General features: G+C 73.2%; 15 protein-coding genes. 6 read left to right on the plus strand and 9 right to left on the minus strand.

The window, feature by feature from the left end; translation table 11 throughout:
- Window positions 1-5: 5 nt before the first annotated feature.
- The 7 genes from IEZ07_RS12050 to IEZ07_RS12080 form a co-directional block, all read right to left on the minus strand.
- Window positions 6-1,097 carry a winged helix DNA-binding domain-containing protein gene (locus IEZ07_RS12050; RefSeq protein WP_191894826.1) on the minus strand — a complete coding sequence of 364 codons (1,092 nt, stop codon included), beginning with the start codon at window positions 1,095-1,097 and terminating at the stop codon, window positions 6-8.
- 53 nt (window positions 1,098-1,150) lie between these two features.
- Window positions 1,151-2,872, minus strand: a complete 1,722-nt coding sequence (locus IEZ07_RS12055) for an ABC transporter family substrate-binding protein (RefSeq protein ID WP_239319845.1) — start codon at window positions 2,870-2,872, stop codon at window positions 1,151-1,153.
- 16 nt (window positions 2,873-2,888) lie between these two features.
- Complete coding sequence (locus IEZ07_RS12060; RefSeq protein ID WP_191894828.1) at window positions 2,889-4,985, minus strand: ABC transporter ATP-binding protein; 2,097 nt, start codon at window positions 4,983-4,985, stop codon at window positions 2,889-2,891.
- Window positions 4,982-5,890: an ABC transporter permease gene (locus IEZ07_RS12065; RefSeq protein ID WP_191894829.1), complete on the minus strand. Its 909-nt coding sequence runs from the start codon at window positions 5,888-5,890 to the stop codon at window positions 4,982-4,984. The genes IEZ07_RS12060 and IEZ07_RS12065 overlap by 4 nt, the downstream gene beginning before the upstream one ends.
- Window positions 5,891-6,874, minus strand: coding sequence for an ABC transporter permease (locus IEZ07_RS12070; RefSeq protein WP_191894830.1), 984 nt, complete (start codon window positions 6,872-6,874; stop codon window positions 5,891-5,893).
- A 274-nt stretch (window positions 6,875-7,148) separates the two neighbouring features.
- A complete protein-coding gene (locus IEZ07_RS12075; protein WP_191894831.1) occupies window positions 7,149-9,491 on the minus strand; it encodes an AAA family ATPase in 2,343 nt (780 codons plus the stop codon).
- A 138-nt stretch (window positions 9,492-9,629) separates the two neighbouring features.
- Window positions 9,630-11,492 (minus strand): hypothetical protein, encoded by a 1,863-nt coding sequence (locus tag IEZ07_RS12080; RefSeq protein ID WP_191894832.1) that lies wholly within the window; start codon window positions 11,490-11,492, stop codon window positions 9,630-9,632.
- 231 nt (window positions 11,493-11,723) lie between these two features.
- Between IEZ07_RS12080 and IEZ07_RS12085 the strand changes: the two genes are divergently transcribed.
- From IEZ07_RS12085 to IEZ07_RS12095, 3 genes are all read left to right on the plus strand, one after another.
- Window positions 11,724-13,277, plus strand: coding sequence for an MFS transporter (locus IEZ07_RS12085; protein WP_191894833.1), 1,554 nt, complete (start codon window positions 11,724-11,726; stop codon window positions 13,275-13,277).
- Window positions 13,278-13,344: 67 nt separating this feature from the next.
- A complete protein-coding gene (locus IEZ07_RS12090; protein ID WP_191894834.1) occupies window positions 13,345-14,061 on the plus strand; it encodes a DoxX family protein in 717 nt (238 codons plus the stop codon).
- 158 nt (window positions 14,062-14,219) lie between these two features.
- Window positions 14,220-15,389, plus strand: coding sequence for a low temperature requirement protein A (locus IEZ07_RS12095; RefSeq protein WP_191894835.1), 1,170 nt, complete (start codon window positions 14,220-14,222; stop codon window positions 15,387-15,389).
- A 105-nt stretch (window positions 15,390-15,494) separates the two neighbouring features.
- On the opposite strand, the gene IEZ07_RS12100 is transcribed toward IEZ07_RS12095, so the two are convergent.
- Window positions 15,495-15,794: a metallothionein gene (locus tag IEZ07_RS12100; RefSeq protein WP_191894836.1), complete on the minus strand. Its 300-nt coding sequence runs from the start codon at window positions 15,792-15,794 to the stop codon at window positions 15,495-15,497.
- A gap of 420 nt (window positions 15,795-16,214) precedes the next feature.
- Between IEZ07_RS12100 and IEZ07_RS12105 the strand changes: the two genes are divergently transcribed.
- Both IEZ07_RS12105 and IEZ07_RS12110 read left to right on the plus strand, forming a co-directional pair.
- A complete protein-coding gene (locus IEZ07_RS12105) occupies window positions 16,215-16,388 on the plus strand; it encodes a hypothetical protein (protein WP_191894837.1) in 174 nt (57 codons plus the stop codon).
- Window positions 16,389-16,782: 394 nt separating this feature from the next.
- Complete coding sequence (locus IEZ07_RS12110; protein ID WP_239319801.1) at window positions 16,783-17,424, plus strand: TetR/AcrR family transcriptional regulator; 642 nt, start codon at window positions 16,783-16,785, stop codon at window positions 17,422-17,424.
- 140 nt (window positions 17,425-17,564) lie between these two features.
- Here the strand turns inward: IEZ07_RS12110 and IEZ07_RS12115 are convergent, their stop codons facing one another.
- The gene (locus IEZ07_RS12115) at window positions 17,565-19,286 is read right to left on the minus strand and encodes a sensor histidine kinase (RefSeq protein ID WP_191894838.1); all 1,722 of its coding nucleotides are present in this window, start codon (window positions 19,284-19,286) and stop codon (window positions 17,565-17,567) included.
- A 478-nt stretch (window positions 19,287-19,764) separates the two neighbouring features.
- Between IEZ07_RS12115 and IEZ07_RS12120 the strand changes: the two genes are divergently transcribed.
- Entirely contained in the window at window positions 19,765-21,153 is a 1,389-nt protein-coding gene (locus tag IEZ07_RS12120; protein WP_191894839.1) for a pyridoxal phosphate-dependent decarboxylase family protein, read from the plus strand.
- Window positions 21,154-21,253: the final 100 nt, after the last annotated feature.

Genomic DNA, 21,253 nt, shown 5'->3' on the forward strand with positions numbered 1-21,253 from the left:
TGGTGCTATCGGTTCAGCAGGGCCTTCACCCGCTCGGTCTCGGCGGCGAGGGCGGCGGCCGGGACGTCCTCGAACAGCTCCACGATGACCTCGCCGTTCTTCGTCTCCCAGACGCCCGCCACCCGGCCCCGGTGGACCACCACCGGGGAGATCCAGCCGGCCGCGCGGCTGACCTTCGCCCTGGCCTCCCGGGGCAGGAGCGGTTCGAGGTCGCGGGGGGCGCCGAGAATGTACTGATCGAAGCCGGGGAGCAGGTGCACGCCCCCGGCGGGCGGGGTCGCGGCCAGTTCGTCGAGGTGCTCGGCGAGCAGGACCATGGGACGGCCCTCGACCTCCACCTCGGCCAGCTCCGGGGCGAGGTCGCGGAACCAGCCGCGCAGGGCGGCCTTGCGGGCTCCGCCCCGGTAGAGCCAGGTGTCGAAGGTCTCCGGCGTACCCGGGCCGTGAGCGCCGAGGAAGGAACGCACCAGGACCGCGCCGCCCTCCTCCGGGGAGGGGAGCGCGGCGGGCCAGCCGGGCACGTGGTCGCGGGGGGAGGCGAAGGTCACCCTGCCCTCCCGCGGCGGCCCGTAGCAGAGCTCGCCGAGGAAGCTGAGCGGCTTGAGCAGCGCGCCCCACCCCGAGGTGAGCGCCTCCGCCAGGTGGCCGTCACCGGTGATCCCGATGACGGCCTCGACCAGCTCCTCGCGGGTGAGGGTCCGGCCCTCGAGCGCCTTCGGGACCGCGTCGAGGATCGCGGCCGTCTCCGCCGCGGTGACCCCGTGACCGCGCTGCCAGGACCCCTTGTCCCAGTGCCGGAACGAGCCTAGGACCGCGGCGTGGGCGGGCAGCTCGGCGGCGGGGACCAGGTGGAGCGTGCCGCGCGCCGTCCAGGTCTTGACCAGCGTGCGGTCGCGCCACAGGGCCTCGTCGATCTCGCCGCGCCGCGGGTCCGCCCGCCGTACGGCGACGGCGAGCTCGGCCGAGGACGCCACCTGGGCCTGCACCCCGCTCAGCCGCCGGACCACCGACACCGCGTCCGGCCCGGCCGCCGGGTCGACGAACTGCCGTCTCAACCGCCACGCGAGCACCTGCGGCCAGGACACCTGAAGAGTCATAGATCATTTCTACACCCGGGCGCCGACGACACCGGGCCGCGGAGGCGCCGGGGTCACTCGGTGAAGCCGATGTCCTGGTATCTCAGGTCGTAGAAGCCGCGGGCGCCCAGGTTGGCGAGGGTCTTCTTGGCCGCGACGTTCTGCGGGCGCTGGTAGAGCGGGAGCACGTTGACCGCCTGCCAGATCAGTTTGTCGGCGGCGTTGGCCTTGGCGATCGCCTCGGCCGGGTCCAGCTCGGCGGTGGCGGCGTTCATCGCGGCGTCGATCTCCTTGGAGCCGATGCGGCCGAGGTTGGCGTTCCACTGCAGCTCGCCCTTGGAGTCCTTGGCGGCGTTGGCGTACTGGCCGTAGCCGCTGGAGACCGGGAAGGGCGTGCCGACGTAGGAGAAAGCGGTGATGTCGTAGTTGCCGGGGATGATGTATTTGGTGAAGTAGTCGTCGCTGGGCACCGACTGGAGGGTGACCTTGACGCCGATCTTGGACAGCATGTTCTGCGTCAGCTCGGCCTCGGACTTGGTGAGCTGCAGGCCGGACGGGGCGACGAAGCGCAGGTTCAGCTCCTTGCCGTCCTTCTTGCGGACCTGGCCGGAGAGCTTCCAGCCGGCCGCGTCGAGCAGCTGCTTGGCCTTCTCGGGGTCGTGGGCCCCGAGCTCCCCGGCGTTGTCCTGGTAGCCGCCCTGGGTGTTCATGAAGAAGTGGTTGTTCAGCAGGACGATCGGCCAGTCCAGGCCCTGCAGGTCGGACTGGGCGATGACCTGCCGGTCGACGCCCATCGCGACGGCCTGGCGGACCTTCACGTCGGAGAGCACCGCGCTCTCGCCGTTCATCGTCAGGTGCCGGAAGTCGGGACCGGCCGCCTGCCGTACGACCGCGTTCGCGGTGCCCTTGGCCCGCGCGTAGTCCGGAGCGGAGGGCCCGACGTCGAAGGTGTCCAGCTCGCCGTTGCTGAAGGCGCCGACCAGTGCGTCGCTCTCCAGCGCCCGGAAGACGATCTGGTCCAGCTTGGCCCTGTCGCCCCACCAGGCGTCGTCGCGGTTGATCGTGATGGTCTTGGCCGTCTGGTCGAACGCGCCGAACTTGAACGGGCCCGCGGTCACCGGCATCTTGTTCACCCAGGCGTTGTTGAAGGCGTCGGGGCTGCCGTTGGTGCTCCTGGGGTAGAGCGGGATGAACAGCGACTGCCAGTCGCCGAAGGGCTTGGCGAAGGTGATGACGACCTCATGGTCGCTCCCGCCCTTCTTCACGCTCTCGATGTCCTGGTATCCGGTGGTGGTGGCGACCCGGTAGTCGGCGTTCCTGCCGTTCATCGCCTTCCACTGGGCCTCGTAGTCCTGCCAGGTGACGGCCTTGCCGTCGGACCACCTGGCCTTCGGGTTGAGCGTCAGCGTGACGACCTGCTTGGGGGTGGTCGCCGTGACCTTCGCGGCGGTGACGTAGTCGGGGCTGACCGAGATCTGGCCCTTCTCGTTCGAGCGGAAGGCCGAGGGCAGGAGCGCGTCGGTGACCTTCTTGACCATCGCGAGGTTGCCGTCGACGTGGTTGAGGTTCCAGTTGGTCGGATACTCGTTGAGGCCCCAGCGGAGCAGCCCGCCGTCCTTGACCTGGTCGCGCGCGACCGGGTTGATGTCGTAGGCCTTGACCGAGGACGCGGGGGCGCCCGGTGACGCCCCGCTCTGCCCTCCCCCGCCGGGCCCGGTCTGCCCGCAGCCGGCCAGAGCCGGTGTGCACGCCACGGTCAGGGCGGCGGCGAGCACGCCCATGCGCCGGACAATCATCACGGTTCCTCCTGGTTCATACGACTTTGATCTTCTCGGCGTAGTGACACGCGGCGCCCTGGTCCTCGTCCAGCACCCGGATCACGGGTTCCTCGTCCACGCACCGCTCCCGCTCCCCGTCGGACAGCACGTCGCGGAACTTCGGGCAGCGGGTGCGGAACCGGCAGCCCGAGGGCGGGGCGGCCGGGCTCGGCAGGTCCCCTTCGAGCAGGATCCGGGTCCGGGAGCGCTCCTTCTCCGGGTCGGGCAGCGGGATCGCCGAGAGCAGCGCCTGGGTGTAGGGATGCATGGGGGTGTCGTAGACCCGGTCCACCTGGCCGATCTCGGCGATCTTCCCGAGGTACATGACCGCGATCCGGTCGGCGATGTGCCGGACCACCGACAGGTCGTGCGCGACGAACAGGTAGGACAGCCCGAGCCGGGCCTTCAGGTCCTCCAGCAGGTTGATCACGCCCGCCTGGATGGAGACGTCCAGCGCCGAGACCGGCTCGTCCAGCACGATCAGCTTCGGTTCCAGCGCCAGGGCGCGGGCGATGCCGATGCGCTGGCGCTGGCCGCCGGAGAAGTCCTGCGGGTAGCGGGCCGCGTGCTGCTGGTCCAGTCCGACCAGCAGCAGCAGTTCCCGCACGCGGGGCCCCGGATCCCCGACCCCGTGCGTGCGCAGCGGCTCGGCGAGGATGTCGTGGACGGTCATCCTCGGGTCCAGCGAGGCCAGCGGGTCCTGGAAGACCACCTGCATGTCGCGGCGGACGGCCATCCGGTCGCGGGAGGTCATCGCGGCGGTGTCGCGTCCCAGCACCGTGATGGTGCCGCGCTGGGGTCTGGCCAGCTCCAGGATCTCCATCAGCGTCGTCGTCTTGCCGCAGCCCGACTCGCCCACCAGGCCGAGCGTCTCGCCCTCGCGGATGTCGAAGCCGATGCCGTCCACGGCGTACACCGTGCCGACCCGGCGCTTGAAGACCGCCCCCTTCATCAGCGGGTAGTGGCGGATCAGGTCGTCCACCGCCAGGACCGTCCCGCGCTCGCCGCGCGGCGCCGGGAGGCGCCGCTCGCCGGCCCCGGCTCCCGGCGCGGCGGGACGGCCCGCCCTGCCGCCCCCGCTGGGGGCGTAGACCTCCCCGGGCCGTGTCCGCCCCTCCTCGATCTCCCCGGCGCGGATGCACGCGGCCCGCCGGTCGCCGGAGCCCACCGGTTCCAGCGGCGGCTCGGCCGCATCGCACTCGGGGACCACCATCGGGCAGCGCGGCGCGAACGGGCAGCCCGGCGGGAGCGCGTCCGGCGACGGCGGGTTGCCCTCGATCGGGACCAGCCGCCGCCGTCCGCCCACGTCCAGCCGCGGGACCGAGCCGAGCAGGCCGATGGTGTACGGCATGCGCGGGCGGTAGTAGATGTCGTCGACCGGCCCGGTCTCGACGGGGCGCCCGGCGTACATGACCAGGACCCGGTCGACGAACCCGGCCACCACCCCCAGGTCGTGCGTGATCATGGCGATCGCCGCGCCGGTCTCCCGCTGCGCGGTCTTGAGGACCTCCAGCACCTGCGCCTGGATGGTGACGTCGAGCGCGGTGGTCGGCTCGTCGCAGATGATCACGTCGGGGTCGTTGGCGATCGCCATCGCGATCACCGCCCGCTGGCGCATGCCCCCGGAGAACTCGTGCGGGAAGGCCCTGGCCCGCTGGGCCGGGTTGGGGATGCCGACCAGGTCGAGCAGCTCGACGGCCCGCCTGTCCGCGGCCTGCCTGCTCACGTCCTGGTGGATCCGGACGGCCTCGGCGATCTGGTCGCCGACCCGGTAGACCGGGGTGAGCGCGGAGAGCGGGTCCTGGAAGACCATCGAGATCGTCTTGCCGCGGAAGGCGGTGAGCCGCTTCTCGCCCGCGCCCAGGATCTCGCGGCCCTTCAGCCGCACCGAGCCGGTGACCCGGGCGTGCGCGGGGAGCAGCCCCATCACGGCCAGCGAGGTCACCGACTTGCCCGAGCCGGACTCGCCGACGATGCCGAGCACCTCGCCGGGGTGGAGCGCGTAGCCGACCCCCCGCACCGCGTGCACCGCGCCCGGGCCGGAGCCGAAGGTGACGTCGAGGCCGGTGACCTCGAGGACGGGGTCGCTCATCGGTTCCTCTTCGCGGTGGGGTCGAAGGCGTCGCGCAGGGAGTCGCCGACCAGGTTCACCGCGAGCACGGTGACGACCAGCAGCCCGGCGCAGAACCAGAACGTCCAGGGGGCGTAGACCGCCGTCCTGGCGCCGTCGGCGATGAGGCTGCCCATGGAGACGTCCGGCGGCTGGATGCCGAAGCCGAAGTAGGACAGGGAGGTCTCGGTCAGGATCGCCGCGCTCACGTTCAGCGTGGCGTCCACGATCAGCAGGGACGACAGGTTGGGGATGACGTGCCGAAAGATGATCTTCATCGGGTGCACGCCCATGAACCTGGCGGCGTGGATGAACTCGCGCTCCTTGAGCGAGATGGTCATGCTCCGCACGATCTTCGAGGTGACCATCCACAGGAACAGCGCCAGCATCAGCACGAACAGCAGCCACTGGCCCTCGGCGAAGAGCGGCGACATGATCGCCAGGATGAGGAAGGCCGGGAGCACGAGCAGCAGGTCGGTGACCCACATCAGCGTGCGGTCGGTCCAGCCGAGGAAGTAGCCCGCGAAGGCGCCCACCACCGCCGCCAGCCCGGTGCCGACCACCGCGGCGAGCAGCCCGACGATCAGCGACTTCTGCATGCCGCGCAGCGTGACGGCGTACACGTCGGCGCCGGTCTGCAGGGTGCCCCACCAGTGCTCGGCCGAGGGCGGCGCCAGGAAGGCCGTGAAGTCCTTGTCTGTGTAGCCCCACTTGCTCAGGTGCGGCCCCGCGAACGCGAGCAGGAACATCGCCGTCAGCAGCGCGAACCCGATCCGTCCCTGCCCCGAGCGGAAGAACCGCCCCGCGACCACCCGCAGGCGCGAAGGGGTCCCGATCCGCCCGACGCCCGCCAGTTCCTCGGCGTGCTCCTCGTCGGCGATGCTCATCTATCCCACCCGGACCCGCGGATCGAGGACGGCGTGCAGCACGTCGGAGGCGAGCGAGGCCACCAGCACCGCGAAGGCCGCGAAGCAGCTGATCGCCGCGACGCTGTTCACGTCGTTGGTGTAGATGGAGTTGACCAGCTGCTCCCCCATGCCGTGCCAGCCGAAGATCTTCTCGGTGAAGGTCGTGCCGACCAGCAGCGAGCCGAAGGTGAACGCGAAGTAGGTGACCGCCGGGATCAGCGCGGTGCGCAGCGCGTGTTTGATCAGCGCGGTACGGCGGCGCAGGCCCTTGGCCATCGCGGTGCGGATGAAGTCCGCGCCGAGCACGTCCAGCATCATGTTGCGCTGGTAGCGGCTGTAGATGGCGATCAGGCCCAGCGAGAGCGAGATCGTCGGCAGGATCAGATGCTGGATCCGGTCGACCGCCCGGGCCCAGAACCCGCCCGTCAGGCCGGCGGAGAACTCGCCGCTGACGTACACGATCGGCTGGGGCAGCAGGCCGTTGACCCAGACCGCGGCGATGATCAGCATGTTCGCGAGCACCACGGTCGGGATCGCGAGCACGAAGAAGGACGCGCCGGTGGACACCCGGTCGAACGCACCGTACTGCCTGACCGCGGCGTAGGCGCCGACCAGCACTCCGGTGACGCTGCCGAGGACCAGCCCGATCGTGATCAGGCGCAGGGTCACGCCGATGCGGCGGGCCAGGTCCTCGTTGACCGAGCCTCCGGTCACCATCTTGCCGAAGTCACCCCGGACGACGCCCCCCGCCCATGTCAGGTAGCGCTCGAACATCGGGGTCCTGTCGTTGAGGTTGAGCTCGGTGAGCCGGGCGTCGATCACCGCCGGAGGGATCGGCGGATTGCGCCCCTCGTAGTTGGCACGGGGGTTGAGCGCTCCGGCCGCCAGCATGTAGGCGAGGCTGGTGGCCACGACGATCAGCACCACATAGTTGAGCAACCTGCGGAAAAGGAATCCCGCCATCGCCCTCCCTCCGGAGCACTCCGCTGTCTGTGGCCATACTGCTACATGATGTAACCATCAGAACGCATAGAGTCGCCAATCGGGGTCCGATCTCGGCCAGGCGCCGTGTTGACGGCGACGCTGCGCGTCGCGGCTCGGGGGCCGGTAACCGCCGTCTTCCCTCGTCACGTGCTCGCTTCGCTGCGCGCGCCCCTCAGTCCAGACGCCGGAGCCCCCTCGCGGGCTGATGGCGACGCTGCGCGCCGGGGCTCGGGGGCGGCGGGGCGAGCCCGGGTCAGCGGCCGGCGAGCTCGTCGACGGCGGCGCGCACGTCGGCGCTGGTGATGGTGGTGAGGTCCGCGGCGCTGGCGGCGCCGTCGAGAGCGGCCAGCCGCACGTCGCGGCGCATCGCGGCGCGCTCGTACAGCGAGCGGGCGAAGCGGCCGTTGCCCAGGCCGTCGATCAGCCCGTCCTCGCAGACCCAGGTGAAGACGTCGGCCAGATCGTGACGGGCGGGTGCGTCGAACCGGTCGCCCGACCGCCCGGCGAGCAGCTCGGCGATCTCGGAGAGCTCGGCCGGCGTGTAGGAGGGGAACCGCACCCGCTGGTTGAACCGGCTGGACAGGCCCGGGTTGGTCGCCAGGAAGACGTCCATCTCCCGTTCGTATCCGGCCAGGATGACCACCAGCCGGTCGCGGTCGTCCTCGGCCCGCTTGAGCAGCGTCTGCACCGCCTCCGCGCCGAAGGCGTCGCCGCCGGCGTAACCGCCGTTCACCAGGCTGTAGGCCTCGTCGACGAAGAGCACCCCGCCGAGCGCCCGGTCCACCAGTTCGTTCGTCTTGATCGCGGTGGCGCCCAGGTGCTGGCCGACCAGGTCGGCCCGCTGCGCCTCCACCACGTCCGGCCGCACCAGCAGGCCCAGCGCGGCGAAGACCCGGCCGAGGACGCGGGCCACGGTGGTCTTGCCGGTGCCCGGCGGCCCGGTGAAGACGAAATGCCGCATCTGCGGTGGAGTGGGCAGGCCGCGCTCCTGGCGCATCCTCGCCATCCGGAGCTGTGCGGCGATCGCGTGCACCTGCCGCTTGACCGGCTCCAGACCCGCCATGCCGTCCAGCTCGCCGAGCGCCTCCTCCAGGGTGGGGGTGGCCTGGTAATCCTGGTAGCGGGCGGTGAGCTCGTCGAACGCCTTGGCGACGTCCGGCCCGGTGACGGTCACCAGGTCCTCGGTGGTGGGCGAGCCGCCCGCGCCGACCACCCGCACGTCGCGTGCCTGCGCCGCCGCCTCCACCAGACTGCGCACGAACCGGGCGTTGCCCAGCTCGTCGACGATGCCCCGGCGGTGGAGGTCCTCGAACCGGGCCAGGAGCGCGGGCCGCACCCCTCCGGCCATCCGGTCGCCCCGCCGCGTCTGCAGCGACTCGGTGATCTCGGCCAGTTCTCCGGCCGAGTAACCGGGGAAGCGGACCCGGGTCGCGAACCTGCTGGACAGGCCGGGGTTGGACGACAGGAAGGCGCCCATCTCCTTCTCGTAGCCCGCCAGGATGACGATCAGCCGGTCGCGGTCGTCCTCGGCCCGCTTGAGCAGCGTCTGCACCGCCTCGGAGCCGAACCGGTCGGGCTGGCCGTCACCGGAGTTGATCAGGCTGTAGGCCTCGTCGACGAAGAGCACCCCGCCGAGCGCCCGGTCGATCAGCTCGTTCGTCTTGATCGCCGTCGCCCCGAGGAACTCCCCCACCAGGTCGGCCCGCTGCGCCTCCACCACGTAGGGCGTCTCCAGCAGGCCGAAGGCGTAGAAGATCTTCGCGACGGTCCTGGCCACGCTGGTCTTCCCGGTGCCGGGCGGGCCGACGAAGACGAAGTGGCGCATCGGCGGCTCGGTGACGTAGCCGGCCTCCCTGCGCAGGCGGGAGGCCTCGATCGAGGCGGCGATGGAGCGCACCTGCTCCTTCACCGGGGCCAGGCCGACCATGCCGTCCAGCTCGCCGAGCGCCTCCTCGACCGAGATGGGCGGCGGCGCGGCCCTGTCCGCGGACTGCTGCGGCGGCGGCCCGCCGTCCCTGACCCTGACCCTGACCGGCTGCTCCCGGACCGCCGCCCCCGCCCTGACCTGACGGGCCTGGACCAGCCGGTAGACCAGCACGGCGGCGGCCGTGCCGTACGCGGCCCACAGGACGACGGCGTACGGGAACCCGGCGAGGACGAGGACGAGGGCGATCACTCCCGCGCAGGCCAGCGCCGCCAGCGTGGTCAGCCAGGGGGGGACCCAGCTGATCAGGTGGGCGGCCCCCGCCACCGGGAGGGCCAGGAGCATCAGCCCCAGCGGAATCCACGACTGCGGGAACCGCCCGTCGAGCAGGCTCGTCATCGTCAGCCAGGGCACTACCACCGCCACCGTGGCGGCGGCGCGCGGGAAGCGCAGGGCGAGCGTGGCGAAGCCGAGCAGGGCGAGCGTCAGGAGGAAGGCGGTGACCGGCTGCCAGCCCAGGCCCAGCGCCAGCCCGACCGCCCCGACCAGCACGGCGGCATGGATCAGCCTGCGCTTTCCCGGTGAAAGGCGGAAGTAGCGCAGTCGCACCTGTTCGAACAGGTCCCGCGCCGCAGCCCGCCCCGCCGGCCTGGCCCTGTCGGAGTCCCGCATCACGCCTCCCCGGTCTGCCCCCGGTTATACCGCACCGGGAGGGGATTTGGGCGTGTCCGAGCACCGCACCGCGCGCCGGGCGGGCCTCCGCCGCGCCGGTCCCGCCGCCGGTCCCGGCCGCCGGCCCGGCCGGACCGCTCACCCGTCGCGGAAGCGGCCCTGGTGGCGGCCGGGATACTCCCCGACCACGACGTGCTCGGGGGTGATCCGGAGCGTCTCGGCCTCGGCGTCGCCGATCGCGATGCCCCGCACCTCGGCCCAGAACCTGCGCCGCAGCGGGTCGCCGACGAACACCGTCACCCTCGGATCGTGTTCGGCCGCGTCCCACGCGTCGCCGGCGGCGATCAGCCGCAGTTCCCCGGCCGGGCCGACCGAGCCGATCGAACCGACGGCCAGTGCGCGCGGCCCCGTCCGGTCGGCGTAGGCGAGGACCACCCCACAGCCGGAGGTGAAGGCGTGCCGCACCTCCCCGCTCAGGCGTACCGGCGGCCGCACGTCGCCGGGCGTGCGGCGGCCGCGGCCGTCGTACATGGCCAGCGAGGCCCGCCGCGGTCCGGGCGCGCCCCTCCACCACGCCCGGACCGACCTGGTGGCGTGGACGGCCACCGCCGCCACCAGCACCCCGGCCGCCGCCTGCCACGCCAGGCGGACCGGCGGGCCGGGGAGTCCGAGGAGCGCCGCGGCGGCCGCTCCGCCGAGCGCGAGCGAGGCCGCCACGAGGAGCGCCAGCGCCCCGGCCAGGCAGCGGTCCGCGGCCAGGATCCCGCGCAGGTGCGGGGCCAGGCCGCCGCCGCGGTGGACCCGGAGCAGGGCGAGCGGTACGGCCGGCGCCACGAGACCCCAGCGGGGATCGTCCAGCGCTCCGGCGGCCGCCGCGGCCCCGGCCAGGACCGACCACGCGCGGCCGGCCACGAGCCAGAGCGTCACCCCGGTGTCGCGCCGGGCCGTACGGCCCCCGCCCGCCGCGGAGAACTCGGCCAGCGCCCGGACCGGCCGGCCCCGCCACGCCTCGGCCAGCACCCGCGCGGCGAGCAGCGCGGCGCCGTTGAGGAGCACCACCCCCGCCGGAGCCGTCCACGGACCCGCCGCGGGACCGGGCGGCACCGCCGTACCCGGCAGCGCCGCCGGGAGGGTGGCGACCGCCGTGACGTAGGCCGCCACCGCCACCGGCGCGGCCGCGACGGTCAGACCGAGCCACACGTCGCGCGCGAGCATCGCCGGGACGTAGGACCAGAGCCCGATCCTGCGGGCCTGCCGGAGGGTGATCGCCAGGACCGCGGCGGGCGCCGCCGCGGCGCAGATCCTCGCCTCGGCGGTGAGACCGGGACCGAGGGCCGCCGCGACGGCCGCGAGGAGGGCCGCGGCGAGCAGGATCCGGGTCTGCCGCGACCACGTCTCCAGGGCGTGCCGGGTCCGGCCGGTCTCGCGGGGGTCGACCGGCCAGGCGGGGTCGTGGTGGTTGCGGGGCCGTTCCCAGCGCAGGAACGTCAGGCCGAGGTTGACCCTCGCGCCGGGGTGGTCGCCCGCCCGGCGCAGCGCGGCCCGGTAGGCGTCCCGGGCCCGCCCGTGCTCTCCGCGCAGGAGCGCGAGGTCCCCCACGAGCACGTGCGGGTCGGGCTCCTCCGGGGCGTAGCGCACCGCCCTGGCCGCCTGCGACCACGACTCCGCCCACCGCCCCGGGACCCGGCGGAGGGCCGAGCCGAGGCGCAGCCGCGCCGCCCAGGATCCCGGGGCCAGCCGTACGGCCTCCTCGGCGGCGGCCACGGCCTCCGCATCGCGGCCGAGCCGTTCGAAGGCGAGACTGGCGAGACGGTAGCCCCAGCCGGCGGCGGGCCCGTCCGGGGGGCCGTGCTCCACCGCCCGGCGCGCGGCCTCCAGCGCGGCCTCCGGCCTGCCCCGGGCCAGCCGGTCCAGGGCCGCGGCGCACCACCCGTGCGGATCGTCCGGATCCGGCGGGGCCGGGACCCCGACGAGGTCCCGGTCGCCGGAACCGCTCACCACGACGGCTCTCGCACCTGGCTCTGACTCCCCACGACCGCCATGGTGCGGGGAGGAGCACCGTTTGCCTAGACGGCGGATAGAGGGGTCTATCTCTCTAGAGAGGTCGCGGATTCCGGTGCCGGATGGCGCGTTCCATCCCGGATCAATCTTCCGGCGGGCCCCCGCCCACTCCGGCGGATGGCCTAAGCTGCCACGCATGTTCGCCCGGGCCGGTACCCCCGCCAGCCGCGCATGACCGCCATGGGGGTCGCCGCCGACACCAGGCGCGCCGGGACCGGCACGCGCTCATCCGGGACCGGCCGCTGGTCGGTCCTCGCCCTGCTCTGCCTGAGCCTGCTGCTCATCGCGGTGGACGCCACCGTGCTGCACATCGCCGGCCCGGCCCTGACCGCGGCTCTCGACCCGAGCTCCGTGCAGATGCTGTGGATCGTCGACGGTTACTCCCTGGTGGTCGCGCCGCTGCTGCTGACCTTCGGCACGCTCGGCGACCGCCACGGGCGCAGGCGCCTGGTCCTGACCGGCTACGTGGTGTTCGGCGCCGCCTCGGCCGCCGCCGCGTTCGCCCCCACCGCCACCGCACTCATCGCCGCGCGGATGCTCCTCGGCGTCGGCGGAGCCATGATCATGCCCGCCACGCTCTCCATCATCCGGCAGGTCTTCACCGACCGCCGGGAGCGGGCGATCGCACTGGGCGTGTGGAGCGCGGTCGCGGCGGCCGGGGCGGCGGCCGGGCCGCTGCTCGGCGGGCTGCTCGTCGAACGCTTCTGGTGGGGCGCCGTCTTCCTGATCAACGTGCCGATCCTGCTGGTCCTGCTGCCCGCCGCGGCGCGGATCCTGCCGGAGTCCCGGACCCGCGCCGGACAGCCGTGGGACGCGCCGAGCGCGCTGCTGTCGGTGCTGGGCATCCTGGCGTTCGCGTTCGGCCTGAAGGAGGCGGGCGCCGGCCGCCCGGAGGGGGTCGCGGCGTTCCTGGGGGGCGTCGCGCTGCTGGCCTGGTTCGTACGCCGGCAGCGGCGGCTGGCCGTTCCGCTGCTGGACCTGAGCCTGTTCCGGCGGCGGTCCTTCTCCACCGGGGTGGCCGCGGTGCTGCTGACCGTCTTCTCCCTGGTCGGCCTCCAGCTGATGCTCGCCCAGTACCTCCAGCTCGTGCTCGGTGACAGCCCGCCGGGCGCCGCGGTGCGGATGCTGCCGCTGATGGCCGCCTCGGTGGCCGGCGGGCTCGCGGGCGCGCACCTGCTGCGCCGGCTCGGGCTGCGCGCCACGATGGGCGGCGGCCTGGCGCTGACCGCGCTGTCCCTGGCCCCCACCCTGGCCTGGGGCACCGAGGAGCACCCGCTGGCGCTCGCGCTCTGCTTCGTCGGCATCGGCTTCGGCATCCAGGTGGCGCTGCTGGCCGCCTCCGACACGATCATGTCCTCGGCCTCCGAGTCCCACGCGGGCGGCGCCGCCGCGATCGAGGAGACCGCCTACGAGCTCGGCGCCGGGCTGGGCGTCGCGGTGCTCGGCACGGTCACCACCGCCGTCTACGCCCCCTCGCTCGCCCCCGTCGAGGGCGTCTCCGCCGAGCTGATGGAGCGGGCCCGCCAGTCGCTGGCCGCAGCCGACGCCGTGGCGCGGGAACTCGGCGGCCAGGGCGGGGCGGCGCTGCTCGCGCAGGCCCGGCTCGCCTTCGTCTCCGGGCTGCACTCCACGATCGTCGTCAGCGTGCTGTTGCTCGGCGTCACCGCCGCGGCGGTGGCGGTCCTGGTGCCGCGCGGGTCCGACGACCGGACCGGCCCGGACTGACCGGGTCCGGATGATTCCCGGTCGCGACTATGGGCAAGAAGGGCGGACCGGACCAGAATGAGGAGCCGTGCGACAAACCCTCCACGACATCGCCGCCCTGGCCGCCAGGCTGGGCGTCGGCGGGATCTTCTTCGCCAACGGCTGGGACAAGCTGGAGGCGGGCCTGACCGCGACCGGCCTGCAGTTCGCCACGCTGGGCGCCCCCGCCCCGGGGGTCTGGGCCGGGGCGACCATGCTGATGGAGCTCATCGGCGGGGCCCTGCTGGTGGCGGGCCTGGCCGTGCCCGTCTGCGGGCTGCTGCTGTTCGCCGAGGCCGTCGCGGTGTTCGTGATCGCCAACGGTGACCAGGGGCTCCCGCTGACCGGCGGCGAGGTGAACCTGATCGTCGCGCTCGGCGCGGCCTCGGTGCTGCTGGCCGTCAACGGGGCCGGGCGCCTGTCGGTCGACCACATGGTGGTGATCAAGAGGCGCGAGGCCGAGGCCGCGGAGGACTTCGCCGCCGACTCCGAGGCCGACGACGTCCTCGCCTCGCTGCGCGAGCCGGAGGCGGCCACCCCCTCCCCCGGCGCACCGGTACGGCAGGCCGGCCCGGAAGGCTCCGGCGCCCCGGCGCCACCGGTCGCTCCGGCCGCCCCACCGGTCGCCGGGGAGCCGGACGACGGCACCGGGGAGCCCGCCCCCGCCCGGCCGCGGCGCCGTCGCGGCACGGCCGAGCAGCCCGTGCCCGGCAAGCGGACGGACGTCCTGGTGGCCAGGGACAAGGACGCCCCGGCGGACGGCTGACCTCCCGCCGGCCGGTCGCGGAGGCCCGCCGGCGGAGGGCGTGCCGGGCCTCTCGTCCGCCCCTCCGCCCCCGTCCGGTGGCGGACGCGACGGGCCGCCGTCTCACATCATGGTTCATTCGATGCGCGATCGCCGATCTTGCCGTCACAATGTCCGGCATGCGGCTACCTGGCTGGTTCGCCGAGCGGGCGGAGCCCGCTCCCCCCGAGAGCGAACTGCGCGTCTCCACGATCGAACTCTTCTTCGATCTGGTCTTCGTCTTCACCGTCACCCAGCTCACCATGCTCGTGGCGGACGGCATCCAGGAGGGCAGGCCGCTCGAGGGCGCCCTCCGGGTGCTGCTGGTGTTCGGCGTCCTGTGGTGGATGTACGCGGGCTACGCGTGGCTGACCAACGCGGTCCCGCCGGTCCGGCCGGCCCGGCGGGTGCTGGTCCTGCTCGGCATGGTCGGCTTCCTGATCACGGCGCTGGCGATCCCGTCGGCCTTCGACGGTGACGGCCCGGCGTTCGCGGTCGGCTACCTGCTGCTGATCCTCGTCCACGCGGGGCTGTACCTCCAGTCGACCGCGGCCATCGCCCGGGTGATCCCGTTCAATCTCGGCGGGGTCGCGCTGATCGGCCTGGCCGGCGCGGTCGGCAGGCCGTACGACCACCTGCTCTGGGGCATGGCGGTGCTGCTGCTGTGGGGCAGCCCCTACTTCATCGGGCAGAAGGGCTTCGAGCTGCGGGCCGGGCACATCGTCGAGCGGCACGGGCTGCTGGTGATCGTGGCGCTCGGGGAGTCGATCGTGGCCCTCGGCATCGGCGCCCGGGGGCTGCACGTCGGTCCCGCCCTCGGCGTGACGGCGGCGCTCGGCCTCGCGCTGGCCGCCTGCCTGTGGTGGATCTACTTCGGCGGGGACGACGAGACGCGCGCCGAGCACATCCTCGCCGGGGCCGAGCCGGTACGGCGCACCCGGCTGGTCCTCGGCGCCTACTTCTACGCGCACATCCCGATGCTGCTGGGCATCGTGGCGGTCGCGGCCGGGGTCAAGAAGGCGATCGGCCATCCGATCGACCCGCTCAAGCCCGGGGCCGCCGTCATCCTGGCCGCCGGTGCGGCGCTCTTCCTGGCGGGCAGCGCCTGGTTCCGCCGGGTGCTCGGGATCGGCGGCAACCGCCTGCGGATCGCGGGGGCGCTGGCCGCACCGGTGAGCATCGCCCTCGGACTCTGGTCGGCCATGGCCCAGCTGGTCGTCCTGGTGGCCCTGGTGGGCGCGGTGGCCGTCCTCGAAAGGCGACCGGCCGCGGCCTCCTCGCCCGTCCGGGCCTCCGCGCGCGTCCGCTGAGGCCACGACCGTCCGCTGAGGCCGGGCCCTCCGCGACCGGATCACCGCAGCCGTCCGCCGGAGGCGGTGTCCCCCGGCGGACCCGGCGTCCCCGGACCCGCGGCCCTACCGCCGGGCGGTCTTCGCCATGCCTTGTCCCATGCCCTGCTCCATGCCCTGCTGCGCCGGGATGTCGGCCCGGTCGACGATCGTGCTCTCGCCCTCGCTGCGGGCGCAGTGCGCGCAGCAGTACCAGCGCCGGTCGGCCTCGACCCCGTGCCCGACGATCCGGACCCCGCAGTGCTCGCAGATCGGCGCCATCATCTGGATCGCGCACTCGAAGCAGTCGAAGGTGTGCACCGCCCCCTGCGCGTGCACCTCGAAACTCATGTCGTAGTCGTTCCCGCAGACTTCGCACCGTGCCATGTTCCCCCCCGAGAACTCGTGGCGTTTCCCGGAGGGGTCTACCCAGAACCGCACATCCGACCCTCCGGCCCGCCGTCACCCCCCGTGAGGCTCGCGATCCTCCGAGTCACGAAACCCATTGAACCCGGACGCGCCACACCTATAGGTTTGCCGCCGTGGACGTCACGGCAGCCGTACGGCAAGCGGCCGCCAATCGCACGTCAAGCGAGAGCGGCCATAGTCGAAGGCGAGGAAAGGGGCAGACCATGCGACGCATCAGGATCACCCGGCCGCGCGGCCGCCGCCGTCCCAACCGGGCCTGCGACCTGGACCTCCGATCGCCGTCGGGACGGCGGCTGCCCTACTAGCCAGGTCTTTACGGTCGTCTTATACGATTAAGTGCATAGTGCGCATAACGGAACAATCACGCCGGGGGGCTCAATGAAGAGGCTTGTGGCCGTGCCGCCATATGTCACGCGACTCAAGATCCGGGACATCCGCTCCGGAACGCGCCGCAGGACGAGCGGTGACACCAAGGTCGTCGATCTGCGCGCCTACACGGGCCGCAACGTCGTCCGTCTCCCCCTCACGAGCGGTCCCACCCCCGCAGCCTGAACCGGACCGTCGAAGAGCTGAGAAGCCCCGGAAAGACCCGCTTCGTGCGGGTCTTTCCGCATTCACCCGTGCGACCGACGTCGGCCTGGCCGCCACCTCGGCGGGCAGGGCCCGCTCCGGCCGGGTCTCCGCAACGCGCGGCACCCGGGAACCGCTCCCCGACCGGGCCCCCGAACGTCGGGCCGAGGACGGCCGCCGGGCTTCGGACCGAGGGGTTCCGGGCCTCGGACCGGAGGTCTCGGGCCCCGGGAGGACGGCCGCCAGCCCTCGGGCGTCGGACCGGAGACGGCCGCCGGGCCCCGAACCCCTCGATCACCGGGTCCGCGCGACGGGATTACGGTGATTCGCCCATGTCCAGAACGGAACATTATGTTCCATGGTTTACATTGGCATCATGGAGACGACCAGCAGCACGCCGATGAGCGGCCGCAAGGCCCAGGCCGCCCGGAACGACCAAGTGATCCTGCAGGCCGCCCGGGAGGTCTTCGTCGCCGATCCCGGCGCGCCGATCTCCGCGGTGGCCGAGCGCGCCGGGGTGGGCATCAGCGCGCTCTACCGCCGCTACGCCGGCAAGGAGATCCTGCTCCGCAAGCTCTGCTCCGACGGGCTGAAACTCTACATCGCCGAGGCGGAGGCGGCCCTGGCCGACGACGGCGACCCCTGGACCGTCTTCGCCCGCTTCATGCGCCGCATCGTGGAGGCCGACACCCACTCCCTCACCCTGAGCCTGGCCGGGACCTTCACTCCGGACGAGGACCTCCACCGTGAGTCCGCCCACGCCGAGCGGCTCGCCCTGGAGGTCTTCGAACGGGCCAGGGACGCCGGGATCCTCCGTCCCGGACTGGAGGTCGCCGATCTCTCGATGATCTTCGAGCAGCTCGCCTCCGTCCGGCTCGGCGACGAGGAGCGCACCGCGCAGATGAGGCACCGCTATCTGGCCCTGGTCCTCGACTCCCTCCGCCTGACCTCGGCCGGCCCGCTGCCGGGCCCGCCGCCCACCGCCGAGGAGATCGGCCGCCGCTGGTCGACCGCCTGACACCGGGCGGGCCGCACGGGCCGCCCTCCTCCTGCGAGCACGGTCCGCCACCGCCCCGGGGCGTCCGCCGGAGCGGAGCGCTCTCAGCGCTCCCCTCCGCCACCGCGGCCACCGCCGGCGGGGACGCGACGGAAGCCCCCTCACGGCGGTGGAGCCTCACGCCGGTCGCCCAGTTCCCGGACGGTCGGCACCTCTCCGGGATCCGGGACCCGGAGGGTGAGGGTGAAGGTCGAGCCCTCGCCCGGGACGCTGGTGACGGTGATGGTGCCGTGATGGGCCTCGGCGATGGCCTTGGCGACGGTCAGCCCCAGGCCGATGCCCTGGATGGCGGCTTCGGTGCTGGAGCGGGCGCGGTAGAACCGGTCGAACACGTGCGGCAGGTCCTCGGCGTCGATGCCGGCACCGGCGTCGCTGACCGCGATCGACACGGTGTCACCGGCGGCCGAAGCCGACACGGTGATCGGGCTGCCCGCCGGCGAGAACTTGGCCGCGTTCGACAGCAGGGCGTTCAGCGCCCGCACCAGGAGGCCCCGGTCGGCCCGGACGAGGGGAAGCCCCGCGTCGACGCGCACCAGGACCGGGTGGTCGCTGGAGCGCGCCTGGGCGGACATCGCCTGCACCGCCTCGGCGATGATCTCATCCACCGGCGTCGGGGCGGAATCGACGCTCAGACGGCCACCGGCGGTGGTGGTGACCGCCAGCAGGTCTTCGACCAGCCGCTGCAACCGCAGGGCGTTGTGGGTCATGGCGTCCAGCATCCGCAGCCGCCGTCCGGGAGGAAGGTCGTCGTTGCCGAGCGTGAGGATCTCCAGGTAGCCGAGGACGCTCACCAGCGGGGTGCGCAGTTCGTGGCCGACGGTGTCGATGAACTCGTCCTTGGCCCGATCCAGCTCCTGCAGCCGCGCCACGACGGCCTGCTGCTGGGCGTAGGCCTCGCGCAGCGCCTGCTCCACACGGCGGCGGTCGGTGATGTCGTGAACGAATGCATTGAAGATCCACGTATCGGCCTCGCGGGTGGCCCAGAACACCATCTCGGCGGGGAACTCGCTGCCGTCGGAGCGCAGCGCGGCCAGCTCCAGCCGCCGCCCCATCAGCCGGGACTCCCCGGTGGTCAGGAAGCGGGCCAGGTCGGCCTGGTAGTCCTCCCGGTAGCGGACCGGCATGATCGTCTCGTGCAGGACCGTGCCGATGGCCTGGTCACGCGGGATCCCGAACATCCGCTCGGCCGTGGCGTTCCAGCCGACGATGCGATCGTCGGTGTCGACGGACACGAAGGCCTCCACCGAGGTCTCGACGACCTGCTCCAGCCGGCGCCGGGCGGCTTCGGCCTCCTGCCGGGCGCGGTGGCGGTCGATCACCCGGCCCATCTGACGGCTCAGGCTGGCCAGTACGCGCAGCAGCGACTCGTCCGGCTCGACCGGCTCATGGCAGAAGAACTCCAGCACCGCGGCCACACCGTCGGCGGTCGCCACCGGGAGCGCGAACGCCGCCCGCACCCCTACGTCCGCCCCGTGCCGGGCGCGGGTGAACAGCGGGTCGCGGGTGACGTCGCGCGACCACACCGGCTCGCCGGTGGCCGCGGCCCGGCCGACGATATCCGTCCCCGCAGACAGCCGGGTGGCGGCCGTCGCCTGGTACAGCAGCGGGAACTCCTTGACCGCGCCCGTCCACGCTCCCGAGGAGACGAACCGGTCGCCGCCGCCTTCCGGCACCCAGATGTGGCCCAGCGGCCAGCCGGTCGCCTTGCGTATCGCGCGCAGCGTCGCCCGTGCCGCCGATTCCAGATCGTCGCCGGCGCTCAGGGCCGCGGTGACGCCGTCCAGCAGCGCCAGCAGCGCCGTCTCCCGTTCCCGATCCCGCACGGCCCCTCCTGCTCCCGGTCACCGCGCAACCCCATGAGGCGACTGTTTCCCTGGTGCGACCTTACCGAAGGCCCGCAGAAAGCCCTCGCCTTCAGACCGGGGATGAATGCGGTCCCCATCAGGGGATGACCCGCCGCCCGACGGGACATCCCGGAGCGTGAAACACGGGACCTGCAGGCGCCAGGCCGGGAGGTACGGCCTCGCGGCATCGACGACGTTCCTCCCCTATGCGGTCACCACGCCCCGAGGAGCGGGCAGCGCGGGAATCCCGGTGCCCGCCGTGCCGGTGTTCACCCTCCCTGATCATGACGTGGTCGCTAACGTGTTCGAGTCCGCACACGCAAGCGCGGGTGATCGATGGGGCGGGGGAGGTGTTTCGCGTGCTGACCGGACGCAGGTACCGGCTGGAGTTCGACTTCGGGCCAGTTTCCGTGATTGGCCCGGTACCGGACACGCGCAGGCCCCCTACGGTCGTGCCATGCACGCACGACTCGGCGACGACCTCGCCCGGCTGCCCGGCCTGCTCGACGAGGCGCGGGCCCACGCCGTACGCCTCCTCACCGGACTGGACGACCGCCCGGTCGCCCTGACCACCGGGCCGCCCGCGCCCGAACCCCTGCCCGTCACCGGGATCGGCGCCGCGGGGGCGCTGGAGGCCTTCGCCCGGCGCTGGGAACCGGGTTTCGCCGCCAGCGCCGGCCCGCGCTACCTGGGCTTCGTCACCGGTGGCGCCACCCCCGCCTCGCTGGCCGGCGACTGGCTCACCGGCGCACTGGACCAGAACCCCACCTCCGGCATCGACTCCAGCGCCCCGGACCTGGAACGGGAGACCGTCGCCTGGCTGCGCGAACTGTTCGGCCTGCCCCGGGAACACGCCGGCGCCTTCGTCAGCGGTGCGACGATGTCCAACTTCACCGGCCTGGCGGTCGCCCGGGAATGGGTGGGCGAGCGGCGCGGCGTCCGCGTGTCCGAGCAGGGGGCCGCTGCCCTCGGCCCCGTCCCCGTGCTCTCGGCGAGCCCGCACTCCAGCGTCGGCAAGGCCCTGTCCATGCTCGGGCTGGGACGCTCCGCGCTCCGGAGGGTCGACGCGCTGCCCGGCCGGGAGGCCGTCGACCCGGCCCGGCTGGAGGAGGCGCTGGAGTCCCTCGGCGGCGAGCCCGCGATCGTGGTCGCCAACGCGGGGACGGTGAACACCGTGGACTTCGACGATCTGCGTGCGATCGCCGCCCTGCGTGAGCGGTACCCCTTCTGGTTGCACGTGGACGCGGCCTTCGGCGCCTTCGCCCTGCTCTCCCCGGACCACGCCCACCTGCTCGACGGGCTCGGCGAGGCCGACTCGGTCTGCGTGGACCTGCACAAGTGGCTGAACGTCCCCTACGACAGCGCGGTCCAGTTCACCCGCCGCCGCGACCTGCAGGTCCGGGTCTTCGCCAACTCCGCGGCCTACCTCGGGCCGCTCGGCGACGACCTGGACCGGGTCGACCTGGTCCACCTGACCCCGGAGAACTCCCGGCGGCTGCGCGCCCTGCCCGCCTGGTTCACGCTCGCCGCCTACGGCCGCGAGGGCCACGCCGAGATCGTCCGGCGCGACATCGCGCTGGCCGGACTGCTCGGTGAGCGCGTCGCCGCGCTGCCCGGCTACCGCCTGCTGGCCCCCGTCCGGCTCAACGTGGTCTGCTTCACGCCGGAGGGCTCCCCGGAACGCACCGGGGAGCTGGTCTCGGCGATCATCGAGTCCGGCGAGGCCTTCCTCACCCCCACCGTCTACGGCGGGGTGCCGGCGCTCCGTGCCGCGTTCAGCAACTGGCGCACCACCGAGGCCGACGTCGAGCGCGTCGTGAAGGTCCTGGAACGGCTCGCGCCGTGACCGCTCAGCCGGCCGCGGGCTCGTCCCCGCCCGCGGTCGCCGGCCGGTAGGTGAGGACGACCACGCCGGAGCCGAAGGTCCTCGTGCCGGTGAGCTCCAC

Source organism: Planomonospora parontospora, assembly GCA_014647935.1.
Classification (GTDB): domain Bacteria; phylum Actinomycetota; class Actinomycetes; order Streptosporangiales; family Streptosporangiaceae; genus Planomonospora; species Planomonospora parontospora.

What these genes read in the sequence shown, in the direction of transcription:
- IEZ07_RS12050 (WP_191894826.1), bottom strand. Translation starts at nt 1,097, where the DNA reads ATGACTCTTCAGGTGTCCTGGCCGCAGGTGCTCGCGTGGCGGTTGAGA.
- IEZ07_RS12055 (WP_239319845.1), bottom strand. Translation starts at nt 2,872, where the DNA reads ATGATTGTCCGGCGCATGGGCGTGCTCGCCGCCGCCCTGACCGTGGCG.
- IEZ07_RS12060 (WP_191894828.1), bottom strand. Translation starts at nt 4,985, where the DNA reads ATGAGCGACCCCGTCCTCGAGGTCACCGGCCTCGACGTCACCTTCGGC.
- IEZ07_RS12065 (WP_191894829.1), bottom strand. Translation starts at nt 5,890, where the DNA reads ATGAGCATCGCCGACGAGGAGCACGCCGAGGAACTGGCGGGCGTCGGG.
- IEZ07_RS12070 (WP_191894830.1), bottom strand. Translation starts at nt 6,874, where the DNA reads ATGGCGGGATTCCTTTTCCGCAGGTTGCTCAACTATGTGGTGCTGATC.
- IEZ07_RS12075 (WP_191894831.1), bottom strand. Translation starts at nt 9,491, where the DNA reads ATGCGGGACTCCGACAGGGCCAGGCCGGCGGGGCGGGCTGCGGCGCGG.
- IEZ07_RS12085 (WP_191894833.1), top strand. Translation starts at nt 11,724, where the DNA reads ATGACCGCCATGGGGGTCGCCGCCGACACCAGGCGCGCCGGGACCGGC.
- IEZ07_RS12095 (WP_191894835.1), top strand. Translation starts at nt 14,220, where the DNA reads ATGCGGCTACCTGGCTGGTTCGCCGAGCGGGCGGAGCCCGCTCCCCCC.
- IEZ07_RS12100 (WP_191894836.1), bottom strand. Translation starts at nt 15,794, where the DNA reads ATGGCACGGTGCGAAGTCTGCGGGAACGACTACGACATGAGTTTCGAG.
- IEZ07_RS12105 (WP_191894837.1), top strand. Translation starts at nt 16,215, where the DNA reads ATGAAGAGGCTTGTGGCCGTGCCGCCATATGTCACGCGACTCAAGATC.
- IEZ07_RS12110 (WP_239319801.1), top strand. Translation starts at nt 16,783, where the DNA reads ATGGAGACGACCAGCAGCACGCCGATGAGCGGCCGCAAGGCCCAGGCC.
- IEZ07_RS12120 (WP_191894839.1), top strand. Translation starts at nt 19,765, where the DNA reads ATGCACGCACGACTCGGCGACGACCTCGCCCGGCTGCCCGGCCTGCTC.